Source organism: Dyella sp. CR10 (assembly GCF_055814425.1).
In genome coordinates, this window is sequence record NZ_CP185986.1 from 1001751 (window position 1) to 1017536 (window position 15786).

Annotated in this window: 17 protein-coding genes; 9 read left to right on the top strand and 8 right to left on the bottom strand. The window is 68.0% G+C overall.

Going from position 1 to position 15786, the window contains the following annotated elements; genetic code table 11:
* Positions 1-56 precede the first annotated feature (56 nt).
* Complete coding sequence (locus ACNR9O_RS04645; protein ID WP_473700703.1) at positions 57-788, top strand: PAS domain-containing protein; 732 nt, start codon at positions 57-59, stop codon at positions 786-788.
* A 1-nt stretch (position 789) separates the two neighbouring features.
* Here ACNR9O_RS04645 and ACNR9O_RS04650 read toward each other — a convergent pair whose 3' ends face one another.
* The 4 genes from ACNR9O_RS04650 to ACNR9O_RS04665 all read right to left on the bottom strand — a co-directional run bounded on the left by ACNR9O_RS04650 (position 790) and on the right by ACNR9O_RS04665 (position 2785).
* Positions 790-951 carry a hypothetical protein gene (locus ACNR9O_RS04650; protein ID WP_473682434.1) on the bottom strand — a complete coding sequence of 54 codons (162 nt, stop codon included), beginning with the start codon at positions 949-951 and terminating at the stop codon, positions 790-792.
* Between the two features lie 120 nt (positions 952-1071).
* A complete protein-coding gene (locus tag ACNR9O_RS04655) occupies positions 1072-1443 on the bottom strand; it encodes a YXWGXW repeat-containing protein (protein ID WP_473682433.1) in 372 nt (123 codons plus the stop codon).
* A gap of 77 nt (positions 1444-1520) precedes the next feature.
* Positions 1521-1850: a hypothetical protein gene (locus ACNR9O_RS04660; protein ID WP_473682432.1), complete on the bottom strand. Its 330-nt coding sequence runs from the start codon at positions 1848-1850 to the stop codon at positions 1521-1523.
* Positions 1851-1987: 137 nt separating this feature from the next.
* The gene (locus ACNR9O_RS04665) at positions 1988-2785 is read right to left on the bottom strand and encodes a M48 family metallopeptidase (protein WP_473682431.1); all 798 of its coding nucleotides are present in this window, start codon (positions 2783-2785) and stop codon (positions 1988-1990) included.
* Positions 2786-2899: 114 nt separating this feature from the next.
* On the opposite strand from ACNR9O_RS04665, the gene ACNR9O_RS04670 reads away from it, so the two are divergent.
* The gene (locus ACNR9O_RS04670) at positions 2900-3502 is read left to right on the top strand and encodes a TetR/AcrR family transcriptional regulator (protein ID WP_473682430.1); all 603 of its coding nucleotides are present in this window, start codon (positions 2900-2902) and stop codon (positions 3500-3502) included.
* Positions 3503-3522: 20 nt separating this feature from the next.
* Positions 3523-4461, top strand: a complete 939-nt coding sequence (locus ACNR9O_RS04675) for an alpha/beta hydrolase (RefSeq protein WP_473682429.1) — start codon at positions 3523-3525, stop codon at positions 4459-4461.
* Between the two features lie 9 nt (positions 4462-4470).
* Here the strand turns inward: ACNR9O_RS04675 and ACNR9O_RS04680 are convergent, their stop codons facing one another.
* On the bottom strand, positions 4471-4809 hold the full coding sequence (locus ACNR9O_RS04680) for a hypothetical protein (RefSeq protein ID WP_473682428.1): 339 nt from the start codon (positions 4807-4809) through the stop codon (positions 4471-4473).
* 91 nt (positions 4810-4900) lie between these two features.
* Between ACNR9O_RS04680 and ACNR9O_RS04685 the strand changes: the two genes are divergently transcribed.
* Both ACNR9O_RS04685 and ACNR9O_RS04690 read left to right on the top strand, forming a co-directional pair.
* Entirely contained in the window at positions 4901-5053 is a 153-nt protein-coding gene (locus ACNR9O_RS04685; protein WP_473682427.1) for a response regulator transcription factor, read from the top strand.
* Positions 5050-5712 carry a LytR/AlgR family response regulator transcription factor gene (locus ACNR9O_RS04690; RefSeq protein WP_473682426.1) on the top strand — a complete coding sequence of 221 codons (663 nt, stop codon included), beginning with the start codon at positions 5050-5052 and terminating at the stop codon, positions 5710-5712. The genes ACNR9O_RS04685 and ACNR9O_RS04690 overlap by 4 nt, the downstream gene beginning before the upstream one ends.
* Here the strand turns inward: ACNR9O_RS04690 and ACNR9O_RS04695 are convergent.
* A complete protein-coding gene (locus ACNR9O_RS04695; RefSeq protein WP_473682425.1) occupies positions 5661-6521 on the bottom strand; it encodes an energy transducer TonB in 861 nt (286 codons plus the stop codon). The genes ACNR9O_RS04690 and ACNR9O_RS04695 overlap by 52 nt on opposite strands.
* Before the next feature lie 91 nt (positions 6522-6612).
* Entirely contained in the window at positions 6613-7482 is an 870-nt protein-coding gene (locus tag ACNR9O_RS04700) for an energy transducer TonB (RefSeq protein ID WP_473682424.1), read from the bottom strand.
* Positions 7483-7650: 168 nt separating this feature from the next.
* Here ACNR9O_RS04700 and ACNR9O_RS04705 point away from each other — a divergent pair, with 168 nt between their 5' ends.
* On the top strand, positions 7651-8277 hold the full coding sequence (locus ACNR9O_RS04705; protein WP_473682423.1) for a YceI family protein: 627 nt from the start codon (positions 7651-7653) through the stop codon (positions 8275-8277).
* Between the two features lie 13 nt (positions 8278-8290).
* On the opposite strand, the gene pdxR is transcribed toward ACNR9O_RS04705, so the two are convergent.
* A complete protein-coding gene (gene pdxR, locus ACNR9O_RS04710) occupies positions 8291-9763 on the bottom strand; it encodes a MocR-like pyridoxine biosynthesis transcription factor PdxR (protein ID WP_473682422.1) in 1473 nt (490 codons plus the stop codon).
* Between the two features lie 229 nt (positions 9764-9992).
* On the opposite strand from pdxR, the gene ACNR9O_RS04715 reads away from it, so the two are divergent.
* The 3 genes from ACNR9O_RS04715 (at position 9993) to ACNR9O_RS04725 (ending at position 15766) form a co-directional block, all read left to right on the top strand.
* A complete protein-coding gene (locus tag ACNR9O_RS04715) occupies positions 9993-10886 on the top strand; it encodes a hypothetical protein (RefSeq protein ID WP_473682421.1) in 894 nt (297 codons plus the stop codon).
* A 191-nt stretch (positions 10887-11077) separates the two neighbouring features.
* Positions 11078-12202, top strand: coding sequence for a PepSY-associated TM helix domain-containing protein (locus tag ACNR9O_RS04720; RefSeq protein WP_473682420.1), 1125 nt, complete (start codon positions 11078-11080; stop codon positions 12200-12202).
* 96 nt (positions 12203-12298) lie between these two features.
* Positions 12299-15766: a methylmalonyl-CoA mutase family protein gene (locus tag ACNR9O_RS04725; protein ID WP_473682419.1), complete on the top strand. Its 3468-nt coding sequence runs from the start codon at positions 12299-12301 to the stop codon at positions 15764-15766.
* The last annotated feature ends 20 nt before the right edge of the window (positions 15767-15786 follow it).

Consider the following 15786-nt stretch of genomic DNA (forward strand, 5'->3'; position numbering starts at 1 on the left):
CCGATTTTGTGCCATGCTGCGGCTGCACAAGGCTTCGCGACCGGGCAGGACCTGCGATGGACATGAAGATTTCAGCCGACGAACTGGAGGCGCTGTTCGACGCCTTGCCCGACGTGGTGTTCTTCGTGAAGGACGGGCAGGGCCGCTACACGCATGCCAATCTCACCCTGGTGCGACGCCTGGGCCTGAAGCAGCGCGCCGACGTGATCGGCCGCAGCGTGGTCGAGCTTTTCCCCGCCACGCTGGGCGGCTCCTATGCCTCGCAGGACCGGCGCGTGCTGGAGGGCGAGGTGATCGAGAACCAGCTCGAAGTGCACATGTTCCCCAACCGCGTGCCTGGTTGGTGCCTTACCTGCAAGCGGCCTCTGCTCAAGCGCGGTGAAGTGCAGGGCATCGTCGGCATCTCGCGTGACCTGGGCAAGCCGGACGGCCGCCATCCCACCTATGTGCGCCTGCGCCGCGTGCTGGCCTACCTGCAGGAGCACTACGCCGAAGGCGTGCGCGTGGCGAAGCTCGCGGAGCTGGCCGGCGTCTCGGTGGCGCAGCTGGAGCGGCATTTCCGTCGCGTGTTCCAGCTCACGCCGCAGCAGGTGCAGACCAAGCTGCGCATCGAGGCGGCGATGCGGCTGCTGCGCGGTGAGGAAAGCGTGGCGGCGATTGGCCTGGCCTGCGGCTTCGCCGACCAGAGCGCTTTCGCGCGGCAGTTCAAGGCGACGGTGGGTATGACGCCGCGGGATTACCGCGCGCTGGCGCCGAGCGCCATGCGCTCCGCGCCAGCACGGGCCTGAATCACGGCCACGTTCGCGCGGCCAGGGCGTCGCGCACCTGCATCACCACCGAAGCCCAGTCGCCGCGTGCCGGCTGGAACAGCCGCGCGCCGGAATACCAGGGGCTGTCGTGCCGATCGCGCAGCCAGCGCCAATCCGCAACGTGAGGCAGCAGGATCCACACGGGCCGGCCGAGCGCGCCGGCCAGGTGCGCCAGGAGGTGTCTATCGAACCCTTCTCATAAGGAAAACAGCGAAGGCGCTTCCGCTCGAGCGCCTCCGCCGGACTGCCGCACGAATGATGCTTAGCCGTTCACCCACACGCCAACATTGAGATGCCAGCCATCGTTGTGGCGTTCGTAGTGCGGATGCACGTAGCGATAACCCGGCCGCACCACTTCCCAATGTCCAGGCACCGCGACGTACTCGCGGCCGCTCCAGCGCCAGTAGCCGCGCGCCCACAGATAGCCGGGACGCGGCGCCGGTTCCACCTCCACCACGCGCGGCGGCGGAGGCATCGGCGCGATCACTTCCTCGATCACTTCGCGCTGCACTACTGGCCGCTCCACGATCACCGGTCGCTCCACGACCACGGGGCGCGGGTGCACCACGCGTTCCTCGACACAGCCGCTGGCGAGCAGGGTGAGCGCGGCCAGTGCCGCGATACGGATTTGCATGAGTCAGTCCTTAAGTAGAGAGGCGATATGAAAAGCGCAGCCGCGTTCGCTGCAGCCGCGCAGGTGAAAGCGAGCGCTCAATGGCGCCAGTAGCCGTCGTGAAAACGCCAGCCGCCGCGGTAGGGCTCCCAGCGTGGCGGGCGGTAGTAGTAGCCGCGGCGCGCCGGCATCCAGCGGCCGACCGTCCAGATGTGGCGGCGCGCATACGGATCCCAGCGCCAATAGCCCGGCGCCCACACGTAGCCGATGCGCGGCGGAGGCACCACTTCGTAGCGCGGCGGCGGAGGCGCCACGCCGATCTGCACCGAGACCTGGGTGCGGGCGGCTGCATCAGGCGCGTAGGCGGCGCAGCCCAGCGCCAGGCCCGCGGCGGTCAGCGCGGCGAAGGTGCGGATAAGCGGCTTCATGAGTGTCTCCCGGAAGCCACGCAACGAGTGGCTCGCAGGGGGAGAAACGGAAGCTGGCCGCGTCTGTTGACGCGTCGGACCGCGGTTCGTTCAGAAGCCGGTGGGGTTGAGGGGAACCGTCGACTCCCGCCCTGGCATCAGAGCATGCAGTTGGGCTTGTGCCCGCTGGCGCGCGCCTGCTCGTAGACCGGCATCAGCTGCACGGCCTGGTTGCCGAGCGCCTGCTGACGGTTGTAGGTGGCGGGATGCGTGGAGAGGAAGGCCGGCGGCTTGGAACCGCCCTGCGAACCCATCTTCTGCCACAGCGTGGCGGCCGCGCGCGGATCGAAGCCCGCCTGCGCCATGTAGCGCTGGCCCAGCGTGTCGGCCTCGCTTTCCTGCGTGCGCGAGAACGGCAGCAGGATGCCCACCTCCGCGCCCAGACCCAGCGCGGCCGCGGCGTAGCCGGCATTGGTGCCGCGGCTGGCGGCGTACGCGCTGCCGGCGATCACCGCCGCCTGCGCGGCCATGTTGTCGGACACGCGTTCGGCGCCGTGCCGTGCCACCACATGCGACAGCTCGTGGCCCAGCACCACGGCGAGTTGATCCTGGTCGCTGGCGATCTTGAACATGCCGCGATTCACGCCGATGCGGCCGCCGGGCAGGGCGAAGGCATTGGGCGTGTTGTCGTCGATGATCTGCACCTCCCACTGCTGCGTATTCCACGGCGGCGGCAGCACCGCGATCAGCGCGTTGGAGACGCAGGTGGCGTAGGCACGCTCCTTGGGCGAATCGACGAATTTGCCCTGCTTGCGCATGTCATTGAACGCGGACAGGCCCATCTTCGACATCTCGCCATCGGAGACCATCATCAGCTGGGAGCGCCCGGTGGGCGATGTGACGCAGCCGGAAAGCAGGGCGCCGAGAACCAGCGCGAGCGGCAGGCGGAGCTTCATGCGTTTACCTCCCTGGAAAGCTGGGTCGAAGGATAGTGCGGCCTGGCCCGGGTAAGACAGTTCGTTAAGAATGTTCTTGAAAAAGAACGAACGGTCGTGCTATTCATGCCCGCCATGAACGCCACCGCAATCCCCGGCAAACGCGCCGCCACCCGCGACATGATCCTGGACCGGGCCTACGCCATGGCCTGCAACGACGGGCTGGAAGGCCTGTCGATCGGTGGCCTGGCCCAGGCCGCCGAGATGTCCAAGAGCGGTGTGTTCGCCCATTTCGGTTCGCGCGAAGACCTGCAGCTGGCCGTGCTCGAGTTCGGCGCCGCGCGGTTCACCGCCAACGTGCTGATGCCGGCGCTGAAGGCGCCGCGCGGCTTGCCGCGCCTGCGCGCGATCGTCGAACACTGGTGCGCGTGGAGCCGCACATATGCGCGCGGCTGCGTGCTGCTGTCGGCCGCCAGCGAATACGACGGCCGCGACGGTGTGCTGCATGATGCTGTCGCGCGCCAGCAGACCGGCTGGCGGGGTCAGCTGGAAATCGCGATCGGGCAGGCCGTGGCGGAAGGGCATCTCGCCGCGGATACCGACGCGGCCCAGCTCGCCTTCGAGATCTACGCCCTGATGCTCGGCCTGCACCACGACGGCGGCCTGTTCGGCTTCGACCAGGCGCAGCACCGCACCTTTGCCGCCGTCGATCGGCTGTTCGCCAGTTATCGCCCCTGACACTTTCGAGGAGCATCGCCATGCCACGTCCGCAGCGTTCGCATCGTCATGGCCGACCCTCGGCCGGCATGCTGCTCAAACTCGGCGCGGTGCGCGCGGGCTTCGCGCTCGGCGGGCGACTGGCACCTCACCGCACCGCGAATCGCGCCGCGCGCCTGTTCGCCACGCCTTTCGCCAGCAGCCGCAGCCGCGCGCACGCCGCGCGGCCGGACGAGGCCATGCGCCAGGGCGAGCTGAAGGTCGGCGAGGAAACCATTGCCACTTATGTGTGGGGCGACCCGCGCACGCAGCCCTATGCACTGCTGGTGCACGGCTGGTCCAGCTTCGGCCTGCGCTTTCTGCCGTGGGTGCAGCGCCTGCGCGAACTGGGACTGGCGGTGGTCAGCTTCGACCAGCCCGGCCACGGCCGCAGCAGCGGGCGGCTGTGCACGCTGCCGGATTTTATCGCCACCATCCGTGCGATCGGCCAGCACTACGGCAACGCGGAACTGGCCATCGGCCATTCGCTCGGCGGCGCGGCGCTCGCCTTGGCGCAGGGCGAGACCTGGCTGGCGCGGCGACTGGTGCTGATCGCGCCGGCCGCCGACATGGAAGCGGCCACCGGCCGCTTCTTCCGCTTCGTCCGGCTGGGCGATCACCTGCGCGAGATTTTCTACGGCTGGCTGGAACGACGTACCGGCGTCACCGTGCGCGACTTGCAGGTGCACAAGCATCTGCCGGCGCTCGGCCAGGCCGGCCTGGTCGTGCACGATCTGGACGACCGCGACGTGCCGTGGGAGGAGGGCGAGCGCTATGCGCGCTACTGGCCCGGCGCGCGTCTGCTCACCACCGAAGGCCTGGGCCACCACAAGGTGGTCGACGCGCCCGAAGTGATCGAGGCGACCTTTGCCTTCCTGCGCGGCGAGACGGTGGGCGACCGCGTGGTAGCCACGCCGAACCTGCCGTACGGCGTGGCCTGAGTATTCCTTTCATCGCGGCAACGCGCGCGCGGTGTGATAGCTGCGATACCTGCATATGTCGAAGCCGCGGCTGACCAGTACGCGGCCGTCGGCGAACCTCGCGCGCAGGTCGCGGCGGCAGCCTTCGCGGCCATCCAGCTCGACCGTCACGGCATGGCCGCCGCCCGGCAGCGGGCGGTCGCCGATGGCCAGGTCGCGATAGCCGTCGCCGCCGGCCGGCGCGGCCGCCAGCGCCACCATGCTGGCGGGCGCATCGTTGTAGATCTCCAGGTAGCGCGTCTGCGCCGCGGCCGTGACAGCGCGGTGGCGAATGCAAGCAGCAGGACCGTACGCATGTTTCTTCTCCACGAGATCGCCGCGACGGCGGCGGACACGCGGATTGGGATGCAGGCACCGGCCAGGCGGTTGCCGCCGCGGCCTGAGCATCCGCACGCTGATCGTGGACGACGAGCCGATCGCCCGGCACAGCATCGCGCGCCTGCTGCGCAAGGAAGCGGAGTTCGCGATCGTCGGCGAGTTCGGCGATGGCGCCAGCGCCCTGGACGCGATCCGCCCGCTCTGGTTTTCCTCGATATCCAGATGCCCGAGATGACCGGCATCGACGTGGCCGCCGCGCTCGGCGAGGACGCGCTGCCCGCCACGGTCTTCGTCACCGCCTATGAGCAATACGCAGTACGCGCGTTCGAGGCCAATGCGGTGGACTATCTGGTCAAGCCCTTCAGCCGCGAGCGCTTCGACGCCATGCTGCACCGCGCCCGGCGGTGGCTGGCGGGAGAAGGCGGGCAGGCCGCGCCTGCGCAGGTCTGGCAGGCCCTGGCGGAACTGCGGCGCGAGCAGGGCTATGCGCGCCGCCTGCCGATCCCGGTGGACGGCAGCGTGATCCTGCTGGACGTGGCGCGCATCGACTGGATCGAAGCCGACCGCAACCGCGTGCGCCTGCACGTGGGCAAGGACGCCTACGAACTGCGCGAGACCATGGCCGCGCTGGAGCAGCGCCTCGACCCGCGCCGGTTCGCCCGCGTGCACCGCTCGGCCATCGTCAACATCGACCGCATCCAGGCCATCCATCCCTGGTTCCTACCACATGGTGGTGCTGAGCACGGGGCAGGAGCTGCACATGAGCCGCTACTAGCACGAGACGTTCCGCGGTCTGGCGCGGTTCCAGGCGCGGACGCCGTAGCGGCGCCCGCGCGCGGCGGTCAGGACGGATCCAGCGCGGTGATCAGGTGCGGGCCGTCGCCGACTAGGTGAAGGCCGTCAGGCAGTGCGTCGGCGCCCACGCTGTCTTCCTTGTGCGTGCGGCGGTACTCGTCCAGCCACGGAATCGATGCCTTGGGGCCAGGGCTGTAAACCTGCCAGGCGAGATCCCGCGGACCCCGGGTCTGGTCCGTCTGCAGCTTGTAGGTGATGGGCATGCGGATGATCCAGCTATCGTCGTCCTTGTGCGGGCCGGCGGGCGGATTGAATACCCACTTGCGCGCGACGCGGACGCTGGATTCGGCCAGCGCGTTGCGCAACTGGCGCAGGACGCCTTCGCTGCCGGTATGGTCGAGATTGACCTGCTCGGCTGCCGCGTCACCCACCGTGCCGTCGCGCTGGATGCGCAACACCAGGAACACGGTGCCGCCGATGCCGGCCCTGACCGCGGCATCGGGGTAGGTGAGCATCGCGCTGTGATCCTTGTAGGTCACGCCATGCGCGTAGCTGCCGTTGGCGAAGGTGGCGCTGGCGATCCGCACCTGGAAGGTCTGTCCGTCGGCCGCGGGCGACGCCACTATCCGCAGGTGCATCGGCGCTTTCGCGGCGACCGGCGCGCCGTTCTCCAGCACCGGCTCGAAGCGCCATCTGGCGGAACTGCGCTTGATCATGTCCACCACGGGTGCCGGCAGCTGATCCTGATGATCCAGATCGAACGCGCTGACCGTTCCATCCTGCGCGAGCAGGATATGTCCGTTGACCAGCAGGCTGGCCTCGGTGTGCCCAGGCGCCGTGTCGGCGGCTTGCGCGGCGGCGATGCCGCACAGCGCCAGGCAGAGCAACTCCATTCCCCATCGTTTCATCGACTTCCCCCTTTCGTCAGTCGTGTCAACGCATGAATATCCGTGATGGCCGAGGCGGCCAGGCCGGCGGCCGAGTTGCCTCGGCGTCTTCTTACGAGCGATTCAGCGGCGTGATCAGGCGCGGGCCGCTGCCGACCAGGTAGAGCCCTTCGTCGGGAAGCGCATCGCTGCCGAGCCCTTCTTCCGGGTGCGTGCGGCGATAGGCTTCCATCCACGGAATCGGGTCCTTGGGGCCGGGAATGTAGGCCTGCCAGGTGCCGTACTCGGAGCGCGGCATCTTGCCCATTTCATTGAGGTGATAAGCCACCGGAACACGCACGATCCAACTGTCGTCGTTCTTGTGAGTGCCGTCGGCCGGCCGGGTGAAGGTCCAGTTGCGCGCGGTCCGGATGCTGGCCTCCGCCAGAACGTCGCGCCAATGGCGCATGGCTCTTTCGTTGTCCACCACGGTGAGGTTGACCTGTTCGGCAGCGATGTCGCCGACCGTGCCGTCCGGCTGCACGCGGATCAGCAGGAATACCGTGCCGGCCACGCGGCTCCTGATCGCATCCTCTGGGTAACGCGGCGCCTTGTGCTCCTTGAAACCCGGGCCCGTTCCCGCCTTGCCGTCGCTGAACGTGGCGCCGGCAAGGTGCACGTGAAAGGTGTCGCCATCGCCGGTGGGCGAGGCCACCACGCGCAGATGCATGGGCGCTTCGGCCGCCACCGCGGTGCCGTCGACCCGTATCGGCTCGAAGCGCCAGGTCGCGGCATTGCGCTTGATCAGATCCACCACGGGCGCGGGCAGCCGGTCCTGCTGATCGAGGCTGCACGAACGGACGCTGCCGTCCGGCGCCAGCACGATATGGCCGTTGACCAGCATGCTGGCTTCGGCCTGCTTGCGCACCGCGCTGGCGCTCTGCGCGAGGCTCGTGCCGCAAAGAGCGAGGCCCAGCAACAGCGCTATCCCTGACCGTTTCATCGACATCCCCTTGTCTGCGGTGTGAGGGCGCGAGTATCCCTTAGGGTCGTGGCGGCCGCCAGATGGGGAGATGTCGATTTGCGGCGCCCTGGTTCGTCGATCAGACGAGCCGGCCATGGCGCCGGCGTAAAGCGATCATCCGCACGTCCATCCCTTAGGAGTCCGATCATGCGCATCCTGCCCCGCCGTTCCCTGCATCGCTTCGCCGCCGCCACCGCCCTGGCCCTCGCCGGCACCGCCGCACACGCCGCCTCGGCGACCTACACCATCGATCCGATGCATACCTATCCGAGCTTCGAAGCCGACCACTTCGGCGGCCTGTCGGTATGGCGCGGCAAGTTCAATCGCACCAGCGGCAAGGTCACGCTGGACAAGGACGCTGGCACGGGCAGCGTCGACATCACGGTGGACATGAACAGCGTGAACTTCGGCCTGGACAAGATGGACGAAGCCGCGCGGGGCAAGGAGCTGTTCGAGACGGACAAGTACCCGACCGCCACCTACAAGGGCAAGCTGGCCGGCTTCGTCGACGGCAAGCCCACCAAGGTGGTGGGCGAACTGACTCTGCATGGCGTGACCCGTCCGCTGGAGCTCACCGTCCATTCGTTCAAGTGCATCCAGCACCCGATGTTCAAACGAGAGCTGTGCGGCGCCGACGCTGGCGCCACCTTCCAACGCGATGCCTTCGGCATGGGCGCGGGCAAGGACTACGGCTTCAAGATGGATGTGGCGTTGCGCATCCAGGTGGAAGCGTTGATCGATGAGACGGATGGCAAAAAGGTCGCCGAGCGCTGACCTCGGATGCGGGTCAAAGGCAGCTCTTGAGCCGGCGCACCGCTTCGTCCAGGGCGTGTGCGTCGGCACCGCCGTAGCCCATGATCACGCCGCCGCGCGCCGGCGGTTCGGCGTAGCACGGCGACAGCGGCCGCGCCGACACGCCCATTTGCGCAGCGCGGCGCGACAGCGCCACGTCGTCCACGCCCGGCGGCAGCAGCGCGGTCAGCTGCATGCCGGCTTCGGCGCCGATCACTTCCAGCGTGTCCGGCAGATGCGCATGGATCGACGCGACCAGCGCCGCCCGGCGCTCCGCGTACAGCATGCGCATGCGGCGGATGTGCCGCGCGAAGTGGCCTTCGCGGATGAAGTCGTGCATGGCCAGCTGCGGCAGCGTGGCCGTGCAGGTGTCCAGCGCGTCGCGGCAGGCCGTGAAGGCGGGTACCAGGTCCTTCGGTACCACCAGGTAGCCCAGGCGCAGGGAAGGGAACATGACCTTGCTGAAGGTGCCTACGTAGATCACGCGCGCGTCCGTATCGAGGCCCTGCAGCGAGGCGATCGGACGGCCGCCGAAGCGGTACTCGCTGTCGTAGTCGTCCTCGACGATCCAGGCGCCTGCGCGCGCCGCCCATTGCAGCAGTTGCATGCGCCGCGCGGCGCTCAGCGTCATGCCCAGCGGGAACTGATGCGAGGGCGACACGTAGGCCAGCCGCGCGTCGGGCGCGCGGCGGATGCCTTCGGCCACGTCCAGCCCTTCCTGATCCACCGGCACCGGCACGGCGCGCGCGCCCACGGTGCCGAAAGCCTGGCGCGCGCCGGGGTAGCCCGGATCTTCCAGCCAGGCGCGATCGCCCGCATCCAGCAGTGCATGCGCGCAGATCTGCACGCCCTGCTGCGAGCCGGTGGTGATGAAAACCTGCGAGGCGTCGGTGCGTACCGCACGCATCGCGCCGAGGTAATCGGCGATGGCTTCGCGCAACAGCGGGCAACCGCGCGCGTCGCCGTAGGCGAGCGCTTCGGCGCTGGGCGCACGGGCATGCCGCGCCAGCAGCCTGGCCCAGAGTTCGGAGGGAAAGTGTTCCAGCGCAGGCAGGCCGACGCGGAACGCGCCCTGGCTGTCCAGCCAGGTCTGCTCGTACGGCCGCATTGCGGCCACGCGTTGCGCCACGCGGCGTGCGGTGCCGCCGGTCGCCAGCGGCATGGAGGCCTTCGGGCGCGGCGGTTTCAGCGCCCCGGCCGGGATCGACTGCGCCACGCGGGTGCCGGCACCCACGGCGCTCTGCAGATAGCCTTCCGCCAGCAACTGCTCATAGGCGCTGAGCACCGGCAGCCGCGACACCCGCAGCTCGCTGGCCAGGCTGCGCGTGGACGGCACGCGCTGGCCGGGACGCAGCTGGCCATCGGCGATGGCGCGCCGGAACCACTCGGACAGCTGCTGGTAGATCGGCACGCCGCTGCCCGTTTCCAGGGCGATCGGCGGCAGGAACGATGTGGCGGCGCGGGGCATGGCGGGAGCTCCGGAGGACCTGGCGAAGTGGTCATGCCGGATCATAGCCAAGTGGCTATTCGCCGCGGCCACTGCCATTCGTAGTGTCACGGCCGCCGGCGCGTGGCCGGGGCGAGTGACGGAGATGGGCGTGGGTCAGATGGGCGCGTACGGGAAAAAGGCGAACGGAACGGCGAAGCGACGGCTCCTGGCGGCCGGGCTGCTGGCCTGCCTGGCAGGCTCGTCCGCCATGGCGCAGGACGCCATGGGGCCGATCCGCCAGTCGCGCGACGACGCCTGGTGGACCGGCCCCATGCTGGCCAATGGCGCCGAGACGCTGCCTGCCGGCCACATGCTGATCGAGCCCTACATCTATGACGTGATGACGCCCGGCGTGGATGCGTTCGGTTCGCGCGCCTACGTGCTGTACGGACTGACCGATCGCCTGACGGTCGGCATGATCCCGATCATCGGCTACAACCGCGTCAGCGGCGGCCCGAACAGTTCCGGCATCGGTCTGGGCGACCAGATCCTGCAGGCGCAGTACCGCCTGCATCGTTTCCACGAGGGCAGCTGGGTGCCCACCGTTTCGCTGATGCTGCAGGAAGCCTTGCCGACCGGCCGCTACGACCGCCTGGGGCGCCGGCCGGCCAACGGCATGGGGGGCGGCGCGTATGCGACGACGCTGGGTGTGAACATGCAGAGTTATTTCTGGATGCCGAACGGGCGCATCCTGCGTGCGCGCCTGAACATCACCGGCTCTTTGCCCGGGCGCGCGGACGTCGAAGGCGTGAGCACGTACGGCACCGGGCAGGATTTTCGCGGCCATGCACGCGGCGGCAGCAACATCTTTGTCGGCACGGCCGTCGAATACAGCCTCACCACGCGCTGGGTGCTGGCGCTCGACGTCACCTACAGCCACAACGGCGACACCGTGGTGAAGGGTTTCGATGTGCTGCCGGGGGCCGAGCCGGTGCGCGTGAGCCGCAAGTCCGGGCATAGCGACGCGGTCGGGTATGCGCCGGCCATCGAGTACAACTGGTCGCCGAATGTCGGCGTGCTGTTCGGGGTGCGCGTGGTGGCGGGCGGGCATAACACGCAACGTTCGGTGACGCCGGCGATCGCGCTCAACTACGTGCATTGAGGTCGTTCCGGCCACCCGGAGGCGGGTTGGCGTGAGTCGCCGGCGATTCCCCATCGCCGCGAACGTTCGTCCCGGCGCGCATCCCCCGCAGTCGCCGGCGGCTCACGCCAGCCCGCGGGGGTGAGTGGGATGAGAACGATTCGCATCCATGTGCTAAGGTCGCGCACCTTCATCCAGCACCACCATCGTTCATGTCGTCCACACCCCGTCCGTCCACACCCCATCACTGGCGCCCCCGCGACCTGCTGCGCAGGCTGCATCTCTGGCTGGGCTTGAGCGTGGGGCTCGCCTTCGCCGTGCTGGCGCTGTCCGGCACGGTGCTGGCCTTTCAGACGGAACTGCTGCGCTGGCGCCATCCGGCGCTGTTCGAACATGCACTGCCCACGCCGGAACAGCGCGCGGCGGTCCTGCAACGCATCTACGACACGCGCTGGCCGGCGCCGCTGCGCAGCGTGGATACGCCAAGCGCCGTCTTGCCGGTATGGCAGGTCTACCTGGCGGGCGAGCAGCGCGTGTATCTCGATCCGGCGGACGGCCACGAGCTGCTGGTCCGTTCCAAGGACCACGACGCCGTGCTGTGGCTGCGCGATCTGCACACCCATCTGCTTGGCGGCAAGAACGGCGAAACGGCGTTGGGAGTTCTCGGCCTGGCCGAACTGGCGTTGATCCTGATCGGCCTCGCGCTGTGGTGGCCGCGCCGCGGCCATTGGCGCCATGCGGTGAGCATGTATGCGCAGCCGCCGACGCGTCGCTGGCGCAGCTGGCACCAGAGCGTGGGCGCCATGCTGTTTCCTTTGTTGCTGCTGAGCACGTTCACCGGCGTCACGCTGGTCTACAAGGACACCACACGCACGGCGCTCGCGGCGCTGTTCGGCGATAAGCCCGGCAAGCCGCCGAAGGTGCCGACGGTGCCGCCACGCGATGCGCCGCTGCGCTGGGCCGATGCGCTCGCCGCCGCGCAGGCAGCGTTGCCCGCGGCCGAACTTCGCCGCATCACCTTGCCTGGCGAAAAGAATGCGGCACTGGTCATCCGCGCACGCGGACCGGAAGAGTGGAACGCGGTCGGCCGCAGCGTCGTGACCGTCGATCCGTACACCGCCACGGTGCTGTCCGTGCATGATGCACAAGGGCAGGGCAGCGGCACGAAACTGAGCGAGAAGATCTACCCGGTGCACGCCGCTGCGGTCGGTGGCACGCCGTGGCAACTTTTGATTGCCGTGGCGGGCGTGTTGCCGGCGTTCTTTCTCGTTACCGGCTTCCTGTTCTGGCGGACGCGCACGCGGCATCTCAAGCATGCGCGGCGCGCCTCTGTCTAGCGTTCCCGTACGCTCAGGTACGCGCGCTGCAGCAAGCGCTTAACGGCGATCCCCACTAGAATTGTGCGTCTTACGCACATCGAAGTCGGAGTCGCCATGAGTTCCCCCGCCCAGCACGTTTCCGCCAGTGCTGCAGTGCACGAAAGTCGTCCCCTGCGCTTCGTTACAGCCGCCAGCCTGTTCGATGGCCATGACGCGGCGATCAATATCATGCGCCGCATCATCCAGTCGCAGGGGGCGGAGGTGATCCACCTCGGCCATAACCGCTCGGTGGAAGACGTGGTCCGCGCGGCGCTGCAGGAAGACGCCGACGCCATCGCGCTGTCCTCGTACCAGGGCGGCCACGTCGAGTACTTCAAGTACATGGTGGACATGCTCAAGGAACACGGCGCCGCGCATATCCGCGTGTTCGGCGGTGGCGGCGGCACCATTACCCCGGAGGAAATCCGCGAGCTGCAGGCCTACGGCGTCGAGCGCATCTACCATCCCAACGACGGTATGAAGCTCGGTCTCACCGAGATGATCGAGGACGTGATGCGCCGCACTCGCGAGGCCGCCGACCGGCGCGCCAGCGCGGAGCAGGCCACCGCCGTCGCGCCGCGCGTGGACATCGATGACGAGATCTCGATCGGCCACATGCTTTCGGCGATCGAAGAAGGCCACCTGCCGGAGGCGGAACTCGACCACCTGCGCAAGCAGTGGAAGATGGCCGGCAAGCAGACGCCGGTGCTCGGCGTCACCGGCACCGGCGGCGCGGGCAAGTCCTCGGTGGTGGACGAACTGCTGTTGCGCTTTCTGCATGCTTTCCCCGAGATGCGCATCGCCGTGCTCGCCGTGGACCCGACGCGCCGCCGCAGCGGTGGCGCGCTGCTGGGCGACCGCATCCGCATGAACTCGCTGCGCAGCCATCGCGTGTACATGCGCTCGATGGCCACGCGCCGCCAGCACGCCGCCACCAGCGTGGTGCTGCACGACTGCATCGATTTCCTCAAGGCGCAGCCCTACGACCTGGTGATCGTGGAAACCGCCGGCATCGGCCAGAGCGACTCGGAGATCGTCGACCTGGTCGACTTCCCGATGTACGTGATGACCAGCGACTACGGCGCGGCCAGCCAGCTCGAGAAGATCGATATGCTGGATTTCGCCGAGCTGGTGGTGCTCAACAAGTTCGACAAGCGTGGCGCCGAAGACGCGCTGCGTGACGTGCGCAAGCAGTGGAAGCGCAACCGCACCGCCTTCGCCCTGAAGGACGACGAGGTGCCGGTCTACCCGACCATCGCCAGCCAGTTCAACGATCCGGGCGTGACCTGGATGTTCGCCAACCTGTGCCGCCTGCTGCGCGACAAGCTCACGCTGCCCGCGCCCAAATGGACGCCGGATCTGGACACCTCGCTGAAGGAGCCGCGCGCCACCGTGCTGATTCCCGGCAGCCGCGTGCGCTACCTGGCCGAGATCGCCGAGCAGGGGCGTGGCATCAATGCCCAGATCGAGCGCGAAGCCGAGTTCGCCAGCAAGGCGCAGCACTACTACGAGTCGCTGAAAGACCTGGGCGATGCGCGCTTGCCGCGCGAGCTGTCGCGCTACGACAGCGCGTCGCTGCACGAAGAGGGTGCCGACCGCACGCTGCTCACGCTGCGTCAGCGCTACAACCAGGCGGTGAAGGAACTGAGCCATGAGGCCGTGCACCTGCTGCACGACTGGCCGGCGCGCTACAAGTCGGTCACCGACGAGTACAACGAGTACAAGGTGCGCGACAAGACGATCCGCGTGGAGAACTATCGCGAATCGCTGAGCCACCAGAAGATCCCCAAGGTCTCGCCGCCCAAGACCAAGGACTGGGGTGACCTGCTGCGCTTCCTGATGCGCGAGAACCTGCCGGGCCATTACCCCTACACCGGCGGCGTGTATCCGTACCGCCGCACGGGCGAAGATCCCACCCGCATGTTCGCGGGCGAGGGCACGCCCGAGCGCACCAACCGCCGCTTCCACTACCTCAGCCAGGGCGGCGCGGCCACGCGCCTGTCCACCGCGTTCGACTCGGTCACGCTGTACGGCGAAGACCCGGCGCCGCGTCCGGACATCTACGGCAAGATCGGCAACTCCGGCGTCAACGTCGCCACGCTGGACGACATGAAGAAGCTGTACTCCGGCTTCGACCTGAGCGCGCCCAGCAGTTCGGTGTCCATGACCATCAACGGTCCGGCGCCGATCATCCTCGCGATGTTCATGAACACCGCGATCGACCAGAACGTGGAAAAGCACCTCAAGGCCGATCCGGCGCGCTGGGCCGAAGCGCAGCAGAAGATCGCCGCGCTGCAACCGCACGGCGGCCCGCGTTATTCCGGCGAACTGCCCAAGGGCAACGAAGGCCTGGGCCTGGGCCTGCTCGGCGTCACCGGCGACCAGCTGGTGGATGCCGAAACCTACGCGCGCATCAAGGAAGAAACCCTGCAGACCGTGCGCGGCACGGTGCAGGCGGACATCCTGAAGGAAGACCAGGCGCAGAACACCTGCATCTTCAGCACCGAGTTCGCGCTGCGCATGATGGGCGACATCCAGCAGTACTTCGTCGACCACAAGGTGCGCAACTTCTATTCGGTGTCGATCTCCGGCTACCACATCGCCGAGGCCGGCGCGAACCCGATCAGCCAGCTCGCCTTCACGCTCTCGAACGGCTTCACCATCGTCGAGTACTACCTCGCGCGCGGCATGCACATCGACGACTTCGCGCCGAACCTGTCGTTCTTCTTCTCCAACGGCATGGATCCGGAATACACCGTGATCGGCCGTGTGGCCCGCCGCATCTGGGCGCGCGCGATGCGCGAGCGTTACGGCGCCAGCGCGCGCAGCCAGATGCTGAAGTACCACATCCAGACCTCCGGCCGCTCGCTGCACGCGCAGGAGATCCAGTTCAACGACATCCGCACCACTCTGCAGGCGCTGTACGCGCTGTTCGACAACTGCAACAGCCTGCACACCAACGCCTACGACGAGGCGATCACCACGCCGACCGAGGAAAGCGTGCGCCGCGCGGTGGCGATCCAGCTCATCATCAACCGCGAGCTGGGCCTGAACTTCAACGAGAACCCCTGGCAGGGCAGCTTCGTGGTCGATGCGCTCACCGACCTGGTCGAGGAGGCCGTCTACCGCGAGTTCGAGGCGATCAGCGAGCGCGGCGGCGTGCTCGGCGCGATGGACACCATGTACCAGCGCGGCAAGATCCAGGAAGAGTCGATGTACTACGAGCAGAAGAAGCACGACGGCAGCCTCCCGCTGATCGGCGTGAACACCTTCCTGCCCAAGGACCACGGCGGCGAGATCGCCACTGAGATCGAACTGATCCGCTCGACCGAAGAAGAAAAGGGCCAGCAGATCGACAACGTGCAGGCCTATGCCAAGGCTCGCAATGGCCTGGCCCCGGACAGCCTGAAGGTCCTGCAGAACACCGCGCGCGAACGCCGCAACGTGTTCGAGCAGCTGATGGAGGCGGTGAAGTACAACTCGCTCGGCCAGATCAGCCACGCGCTGTACGACGTCGGCGGCGAGTATCGCCGCAACATGTAACCGAGAAGGGGCCGCAAGGC

Coding starts and splice junctions, on each gene's coding strand:
- ACNR9O_RS04705 (WP_473682423.1), top strand. CDS start 7,651: ATGCGCATCCTGCCCCGCCGTTCCCTGCATCGCTTCGCCGCCGCCACC.
- ACNR9O_RS04675 (WP_473682429.1), top strand. CDS start 3,523: ATGCCACGTCCGCAGCGTTCGCATCGTCATGGCCGACCCTCGGCCGGC.
- ACNR9O_RS04725 (WP_473682419.1), top strand. CDS start 12,299: ATGAGTTCCCCCGCCCAGCACGTTTCCGCCAGTGCTGCAGTGCACGAA.
- ACNR9O_RS04670 (WP_473682430.1), top strand. CDS start 2,900: ATGAACGCCACCGCAATCCCCGGCAAACGCGCCGCCACCCGCGACATG.
- ACNR9O_RS04660 (WP_473682432.1), bottom strand. CDS start 1,850: ATGAAGCCGCTTATCCGCACCTTCGCCGCGCTGACCGCCGCGGGCCTG.
- ACNR9O_RS04645 (WP_473700703.1), top strand. CDS start 57: ATGGACATGAAGATTTCAGCCGACGAACTGGAGGCGCTGTTCGACGCC.
- ACNR9O_RS04655 (WP_473682433.1), bottom strand. CDS start 1,443: ATGCAAATCCGTATCGCGGCACTGGCCGCGCTCACCCTGCTCGCCAGC.
- ACNR9O_RS04690 (WP_473682426.1), top strand. CDS start 5,050: ATGACCGGCATCGACGTGGCCGCCGCGCTCGGCGAGGACGCGCTGCCC.
- ACNR9O_RS04665 (WP_473682431.1), bottom strand. CDS start 2,785: ATGAAGCTCCGCCTGCCGCTCGCGCTGGTTCTCGGCGCCCTGCTTTCC.
- ACNR9O_RS04700 (WP_473682424.1), bottom strand. CDS start 7,482: ATGAAACGGTCAGGGATAGCGCTGTTGCTGGGCCTCGCTCTTTGCGGC.
- ACNR9O_RS04715 (WP_473682421.1), top strand. CDS start 9,993: ATGGCGCAGGACGCCATGGGGCCGATCCGCCAGTCGCGCGACGACGCC.
- pdxR (WP_473682422.1), bottom strand. CDS start 9,763: ATGCCCCGCGCCGCCACATCGTTCCTGCCGCCGATCGCCCTGGAAACG.
- ACNR9O_RS04695 (WP_473682425.1), bottom strand. CDS start 6,521: ATGAAACGATGGGGAATGGAGTTGCTCTGCCTGGCGCTGTGCGGCATC.
- ACNR9O_RS04720 (WP_473682420.1), top strand. CDS start 11,078: ATGTCGTCCACACCCCGTCCGTCCACACCCCATCACTGGCGCCCCCGC.